The organism is Nonomuraea terrae, from assembly GCF_004348995.1.
Taxonomy (GTDB): domain Bacteria; phylum Actinomycetota; class Actinomycetes; order Streptosporangiales; family Streptosporangiaceae; genus Nonomuraea; species Nonomuraea terrae.
Window position 1 is genome coordinate 1 of record NZ_SMKQ01000321.1, and the last position, 6,735, is coordinate 6,735.

Sequence of the window (6,735 nt, forward strand, 5' to 3'; positions counted from 1 at the left end):
GCCTCGGTGTCCGTGTGGCGGCCGGACGCGCCGTTCGACCTCATCACGTGCGTCCACGGCCTGCACTACGTGGGCGACAAGCTCGGCCTGCTGACCCGGGCCGCTGGTTGGCTGACCGGCGACGGGCTGTTGGCGGCGAACTTCGACGCGGGCAGCGTCCGCCTGCGGGACGGCTCCCCGGCGGGCCGCCGCCTCACCTTCGCGCTCCGCTCCCAGGGCCTGGAGTACGACACCCGCGCCAGGCGCATCCGCTGCGGCGGCCGCCGCACCCTCGACCTCCCCTATCGCTACCTCGGCGCCGACGACCAGGCCGGCCCCAACTACACCGGCCAGCCCGCCGTCGACTCCTACTACGCCCTCAGCCGGGGTTGAGGGTTCGAGTGTGCTCGTGCGTCCCGCGCTGGAGAGGTCGCACGTGGCATGGCGGGGCTGTCGCGGCGTTCAGGCGGATCGGGCGTCGTATTCCTCCCGATGGGCGAGCACCTCGTCCATGTGCGCCTCGGCCCAGTCCTTGATGCCGCGCATCAGGTGGTGGAGCGAGAGGCCGAGGTCGGTCAGCTCGTATGTGACCGTGACCGGCACGGTCGGCGTCACGGTCCGGGTGATCAGGCCGTCGCGCTCGAGGGAGCGCAGCGTCTGGGTGAGCATCTTCTGGCTGACCCCGGCCAGCCGGCGGGACAGCTCGGAGTAGCGCATCGACCGTGGCTCTGCGGCGGAGTCGACTCCGGGGCGGTGCGGGCAGTCGCTGCCGAGCGCGGCCAGGACCAGCGTGACCCACTTGTCGGAGATCCGGTCGAGCAACCGGCGGCTGGGGCAGCTCGCCAGGAACGCGTCGTACTCGAGCTTCGCCTGTGCCCGCCGCTGGGCCGCCGTCGTCGTCGGCATCGACCGATCCTTCCTACCGAGAGGTGACCTACGCACTTCGAAGTGCGTACTTCCCATTGGAGAGTTACCGGTCCAGTGTGGTGCAGCGCAACCGCCCGACACAAGCCACGAGGAGCGTCACCATGGGCACCGCCACCTTCCGCACCGCCGTCGTCCGCACCCCGGGCGGACCCGATTCGATCGAGATCATCGACGTTCCCGTCGTCGAGCCCGGGCCCGGCGAGGTCCGGGTCGAGATCGCCGCCGCGCCGGTCAACCCCGTCGAACTCGGGGTCGCGCGCGGCCTGTTCCACGCCATGGGGCTGATCAACCAGCCCGAACGCACCGGCCTGGGCTGGGACTTCGCCGGCACCGTCGTCGCCACCGGCCCCGGTGTGGACGTGGCCGTCGGCACCCGGGTCGCCGGCCTGGTGGACGGCTTCGACCGCGACTTCGGCACCTACGCCGAGCGGCTCGTCGTGCCGGCCGTCGGCCTCGCCGTCGTTCCCGACGGGCTGGACCTGGTCGCGGCGTCGACGGTGCCGGTCAACGGGCTGGCCGCCGTCCAGATCCTCGACCTGCTCGGCGACGCGCCCGCCGACGGCAACCGGCTGCTGGTCACGGGGGCGGCCGGCGGGGTCGGGGGGTACGTCGCCTCGCTCGCGCCCGACCGCGGCTGGCAGGTGACCGGTCTGGCCCGAGCCGAGGACGAGGAGTTCGTTCGCGGCCTCGGCGCCGAGTTCACCTCGGACGCCGAGCCGGGCTGGGACGCGGTCGCCGACGGTGCGGCGCTGCAGCAGCGAGGCCTCGCCCTGGTCCGCGACGGCGGGGTCTTCGTCGGCGTCCAGCCGAGCGCCAAGCCGGCCCGGGGCGTGGGATCACCGTGCACGCCGTGGTGGCGCACCCCGACGGCCCTCGATCGGGCGGCCTGCTCGCTCGTGCCGCGTCCGGCGGGCTGCCGGCCCGAGTGCACGCGGTCGTGCCGCTGGACCAGGCCGCCCACGCCCACCGAGCCATGGCCAAGGGCGGGGTGCGCGGTCGTTACGTGCTCAAGCCCTGACGCCGATCCCGGGATTTCAGGCGCTTCACCCGCGTTGAGACCTGGACGCTATGTCGAATACCTCACTGACGTCGGCATTCGCCGACATGACCTTCGCGAACCAGCCGGACGACCGCCCGGCCCCCGCCTGTGCGGCACTGTCTCCTACGGCAACGAATTGAGAGCGACCATGATCTGGACAGCCGGTTTCCGTACCGCAGTGATCAGTCCCTACGAGCAGATCCAGCTCACCGAACCGCGCGGCTTCGCCGACCAGACCGTGCGTCAGGTGCTCCACATGGCCGGCGGCGGAGAACTCCTCCGCGTACGCCTGACGAACCGCTACGGTCGCACCCCCTTGACCATCGCCGCCGCGAGCGCCGCCACCGAGTACGGGCAGCGCGCCCTCACCTTCGACGGCGCCGAGAGGCTCACCATCCCGCCGGGAGAAGAGGCCGTCAGCGACCCGACGGAGTTGCCCGTCACCCCCGGCGCCGACCTGGTCCTCAGCCTCTATCTCCCCGAGAAGACAGGTCTGGCCACCTATTCCCACCAGCCCATGGAGACCGCTCACATCGTCGGCGGGAACCACGTCGCCTCTCCCGTACTCCCTGAGGCTGAGCAGGTGGAAGCCAGGTTCTACGTCTCAGGCGTCGACGTGCTCGCCCCAGACGACACCGCGATCGCCGTGGCGTTCGGCGACTCCTGGTTCGAAGGGGTCGGCTCCACGACCGGAGCGAACAACCGCTCCGTGGACTTCCTCAACCGGCGCCTCGATCGGGGATGGGTGGTCAACCAGGGCATCGCCGGGAACCGCCTGCTCAGAGACGAGGTCGGCGAGCACGCGCTGGGGCGCCTCGATCGCGACGTCCTCTCGATTCCCGGCGTGACCCATGTCCTGGTGCACTTCGGTATCAACGACCTCGGCCTCCCCGGCATGTCCGGCGAGCCTCCCGTCACCGCGGACGCCCTCATCGAGGGCTTCGAGGCACTGGCCCACCGCGCTCACGCGGCCGGCCTGAAGATCCTCGCCGCCACCATCGGCCCCTTCGCGGGCGCCGTCTACCCCGGGATCAGCACGCCCGAGGGCCTCGCCGTCCGACGGGAGGTGAACGACTGGATCCGTACCACCGACACGTTCGACGCCGTCTTCGACGTGGCCCGAGCCGTCGAGGACCCCGACGCGCCCGACTACATTCACCCCGCCCTGGACGGCGGCGACGGCATGCACCTCAACGACAAGGGAGCCCAGGCCATGGCCGGCGCCGTGGACCTGGAGACCCTCACCCTCTAGGAGAACCTCTTCGTCGCCCGGCGTGACAGGAAACCGCACTCCGGTGGCTGGGCCGTCGATCCACCTAACGCACCGGCATCGGGCAGGTGGATCGACGGCGAGACGATCTGAATTTCTTGCCCGCCTGGTTCGCGATGAAGGTCGTGGTGTAGTCGGTCTGCGCCAGGTCCAGCCGGCCGCGTTCGACCTGGGGCGCCGCGGACGCCGCGCTGACGATGATCTCCGGCTCCACCGTCAGCCCTTCCTCCTTGAAATAGTTCTCGGCCAGGGCCACGAACACGGGCGCCGACTCCACATCGGTCACCAACCCGACCGTGATGTGGGACTGCTCGGGAGCGCCGGCCGGGCGGGCTGCCGCCTGCGGCCCCGCGGACAGCGCCCGCACCCGGCGGTGGCGGCGAGCATGGTGACGACGACCACCGCGGCGACGGCCAGCGCCGTCACGTTGCCCGCATGAGCGCCTGACGCAGAACGATCCTCAGGACGGCGGAGTCCTCGGAGGAGTACGCGCGATCAGGCGGCTCCGCGCTCGGCACCTCGTCGGAGTCGCGGCGGCGCCGCCACGAGATGTACTGGTTCACCATGGTCTTGCGCGCGTAGGCGTCGAGGTTGTCGATGTGGCGTAACCTCGGCCACCGTCCGATCATCCGGACCGGCACGCTCTGCAGGAGGTCCTCCGCGAGATGGACCTCTCCGGTGAGCAGGTAGGCCAGGCGCATCAACGGCCGCTGGTGAGCGTCCACGAACGTCAGGAAGCCGGCATCGCGATCCGACGTCTCTCCTCATGTCGGTACCCTCCAAACGCGATGGGCCCGGCACAAGGTTGGCGCTGAGGGACAAGCGCACGGATGTGACGGGCTGGTACGGGTGGAAGCCCAGGTGGCCGATAGTGTGGGCGCGTGCGCGTGCTGGTCACCGGAGGGGTGCGGTCGGGGAAGTCGGCACATGCCGAGCGGTTGCTGGCCGATGAGCCGGTGGTGACGTACGTGGCGGCCGGGCCGGTGTACGACGATGACGACTGGCAGGCGCGGATCGCGTCACATCGAGCCAGGCGGCCGGCGCATTGGAGGACGGCCGAGACGACCGACGTCGCGGCCGCGATCGCGCAGGCTCATGGGGCGGTGCTGGTGGAGTGCCTCGGCACGTGGCTCAATGCCGTGGTGGACGCGGCCGGATTGTGGGAGGCGCCGGTCGATGAGGTCTCCCGGCATGTCGAGGGTCTGCTCGACGGTGTGCTGGCCGCTGTCGCCGCTGCCGGCGCGCCGGTCGTGCTGGTGACGAACGAGGTGGGGCTGGGCGTGGTGCCTGAGCATCGTTCGGGGCGCCTGTTCCGGGATCTGCTGGGGACGGCGAATCTGCGGGTGGGCGCGATCGTCGACGAGGTGCATCTCGTCGTGGCAGGGCGCCTGCTCAAGCTCCAGTGAGGGCGTTCGGGTAGCCGCCGCTCCAGGGCCGCCGGCTCCGCGTACGGCACCGCCTTCGTCAGCGGAGAGCCTGCCCTTCCGCGACTGGTGAGCCGCCGTCCCTACGGAGGACGACTTGCGGTCGCCGAGCGCGACATCGACGGGTGTCACCCGGCGGCCCGTCCAGACGGAGGCGACGCGGTCGCCCGTAGTGCGCGTGCCCGCCGCGTCTCCAACGGGATCCGCCGGACGACGGGCGCGGCGAGATTGTCGGTGGCGGCTGGCAGGGTGGCCTCTGCATCTCACCGGCGTGCCGGCGCCCGGTGGCACTCGGGGGAGGGGGCTGTCATTTTCGCGCCGCTGGCGATCCGTGACTTTCGCCGCTACTACATCGGCCAGACGGCCTCGGCGTTCGGTGATTCGCTGACGCCGTTCGCGATGGCGTTCGCCGTGCTGCACCTCACCGGGTCGGCGGTCGACCTCGGCGTGGTGGTGCTCAGCACGCGGTTGCCGATCATCGTGCTGACCCTGCTGGGCGGGGCGGCCGGTGACCGTTTCCAGCGCCGTACGGTGATGCTGGTGGCCGATCTGGTCCGCTTCGTCGCGCACGGTGTCACGGCGGTGCTGTTGCTGGCCGGCGTGGCGGAGATCTGGATGCTGGTGGTGCTCCAGCTCGTCGCGGGGGCGGGGTCGGCGTTCTTCAATCCGGCCGCCGTGGGGCTCGTCGGCTCGCTGGCCGGCAAGGAGCGGCTGCAGGCGGCCAACTCCCTCATCTCGATCTCCCGCAGCGCGGCCTCGATCCTGGCGCTGGGCGCGGCCGGGGCGCTGGTGGCGCTGGTCGGGTCGGGGTGGGCGGTGCTGATCGACGCGCTGACGTTCCTGGTGAGCGCGTTCTTCATCTTCCTGCTGCCCCGGGCCCTCGCCGGCGATCGGCCCCCGGCGGGCGGCGGGCTGCTGGCGAGCATCGGCGGCGGTCTCTCCCAGGTGGGCCGGCGGCCGTGGTTGTGGGTGTGGATCGTCCACTCCGCGCTCACCAACGTGATCGTGGTCTCCCCGATCCTGGTGCTCGGCCCCTACGTCGCCGACCTGCACCTCGGCGGGGCCCCGGCCTGGTCGGCGATCGGCATCGCCTACGCCGTCGGCGGCGTCGCCGGCGGCGTGATCGCGGCGCGGTGGCGACCCGGGCGTCCCATGGTGGCGGGGATGACGTTCTTCCTGCTGATGGCGCCGTTGCCGGCGCTGCTCGCGGTGCCCGCGGCCGTCTGGGCGCTGGTCCTCGCGGGGGTGGCGGCCGGCCTGCAACTCGTCGTCCACAACGTGCTCCAGACGACCGCGATCCAGCAGCACGTGCCCGAGGGGTTCGTGGCGCGGGTGACGTCCGTCGCCGTGCTGGGGTCACTGGTCGGGGCGCCGCTCGGCATGGGGTTCGCCGGTCCGGTGGCGGAGGCGTTCGGGACGCGCCCGGTGCTGATCGCCTGTGCCGTGGTCGCCGTCGTGTCCACGGGTGCGGCGCTGGCCGTCCCCTCGGTATGGCGGATCCGGAGGGAAGAGGCACGCGCCGCGTCCCGGACCGCAGCTCCTTCCGCCGGATCCGCGGGCGCCTCGCGGAGCACGTCCTTATGAAGGGCGACCCGTTCTTGTACAAGGGCCAGTCCCCTTATATAAGGGTCAGTCGCCTTATATAAGGGTCAGAAACGGGAGAATGCGGGCATGCTGCATGTGCTTCTGGTCCGTTACACCGCGCCCCTCGACGACGTGACTCCCCACGTGCCCGGACACGTGGCCTACCTGGAGCGCCGGCACGCCGACGGCACCTTCCTGCTGTCCGGGCAGACCGTGCCGGACGACCTCGGCGGAGTGATCCTGGCCGTCGGGTCCCGGGAGCACGTGGAGAAGACGGCGGCCGAGGACCCGTTCGCGGTGGCGGGCGTGGCGGCCTACGAGATCGTCACCGTCGACCCCGGCCGCCTGAACGACGAGCTCCGCCGCCTCCTGCCCGCCCGCTTCACGGCCCGCCCTGGAACGGGCGCGCGGGGTGCGAAGGGTCTGTGGGTGGAGGGGCGTGCGGTGCGCCCGGCCGCTCGGTGCGGGCCGAGTTCGCGCGGGCGCGCGGGGGCGACGGGTCTGTGCGGTGG

Annotated in this window: 8 protein-coding genes; 5 read left to right on the forward strand and 3 right to left on the reverse strand. The window is 71.6% G+C overall.

The window, feature by feature from the left end:
• Positions 1–372, forward strand: a 372-nt coding sequence (locus E1286_RS48630; protein WP_165970218.1) for a class I SAM-dependent methyltransferase, incomplete at its 5' end; no start/stop codon positions are given.
• Positions 373–441: 69 nt separating this feature from the next.
• Here the strand turns inward: E1286_RS48630 and E1286_RS45020 are convergent.
• Positions 442–885, reverse strand: a complete 444-nt coding sequence (locus tag E1286_RS45020; RefSeq protein ID WP_132623210.1) for a winged helix-turn-helix transcriptional regulator — start codon at positions 883–885, stop codon at positions 442–444.
• Between the two features lie 122 nt (positions 886–1,007).
• Between E1286_RS45020 and E1286_RS49690 the strand changes: the two genes are divergently transcribed.
• Positions 1,008–3,197 carry a GDSL-type esterase/lipase family protein gene (locus E1286_RS49690; protein WP_223190927.1) on the forward strand — a complete coding sequence of 730 codons (2,190 nt, stop codon included), beginning with the start codon at positions 1,008–1,010 and terminating at the stop codon, positions 3,195–3,197.
• A 64-nt stretch (positions 3,198–3,261) separates the two neighbouring features.
• On the opposite strand, the gene E1286_RS45035 is transcribed toward E1286_RS49690, so the two are convergent.
• Entirely contained in the window at positions 3,262–3,582 is a 321-nt protein-coding gene (locus E1286_RS45035; RefSeq protein WP_132623214.1) for an ABC transporter substrate-binding protein, read from the reverse strand.
• A 55-nt stretch (positions 3,583–3,637) separates the two neighbouring features.
• Positions 3,638–3,940, reverse strand: a complete 303-nt coding sequence (locus tag E1286_RS45040) for a sigma factor (RefSeq protein WP_246075695.1) — start codon at positions 3,938–3,940, stop codon at positions 3,638–3,640.
• A 156-nt stretch (positions 3,941–4,096) separates the two neighbouring features.
• Between E1286_RS45040 and E1286_RS45045 the strand changes: the two genes are divergently transcribed.
• The 3 genes from E1286_RS45045 to E1286_RS45055 all read left to right on the forward strand — a co-directional run.
• On the forward strand, positions 4,097–4,621 hold the full coding sequence (locus E1286_RS45045) for a bifunctional adenosylcobinamide kinase/adenosylcobinamide-phosphate guanylyltransferase (RefSeq protein WP_132623216.1): 525 nt from the start codon (positions 4,097–4,099) through the stop codon (positions 4,619–4,621).
• A 267-nt stretch (positions 4,622–4,888) separates the two neighbouring features.
• Entirely contained in the window at positions 4,889–6,223 is a 1,335-nt protein-coding gene (locus E1286_RS45050; protein ID WP_165970220.1) for an MFS transporter, read from the forward strand.
• An 87-nt stretch (positions 6,224–6,310) separates the two neighbouring features.
• A partial coding sequence (locus tag E1286_RS45055; RefSeq protein WP_132623220.1) for a YciI family protein occupies positions 6,311–6,735 on the forward strand: 425 nt, incomplete at its 3' end.

What these genes read in the sequence shown, in the direction of transcription:
- E1286_RS49690 (WP_223190927.1), top strand. Translation starts at nt 1,008, where the DNA reads ATGGGCACCGCCACCTTCCGCACCGCCGTCGTCCGCACCCCGGGCGGA.
- E1286_RS45020 (WP_132623210.1), bottom strand. Translation starts at nt 885, where the DNA reads ATGCCGACGACGACGGCGGCCCAGCGGCGGGCACAGGCGAAGCTCGAG.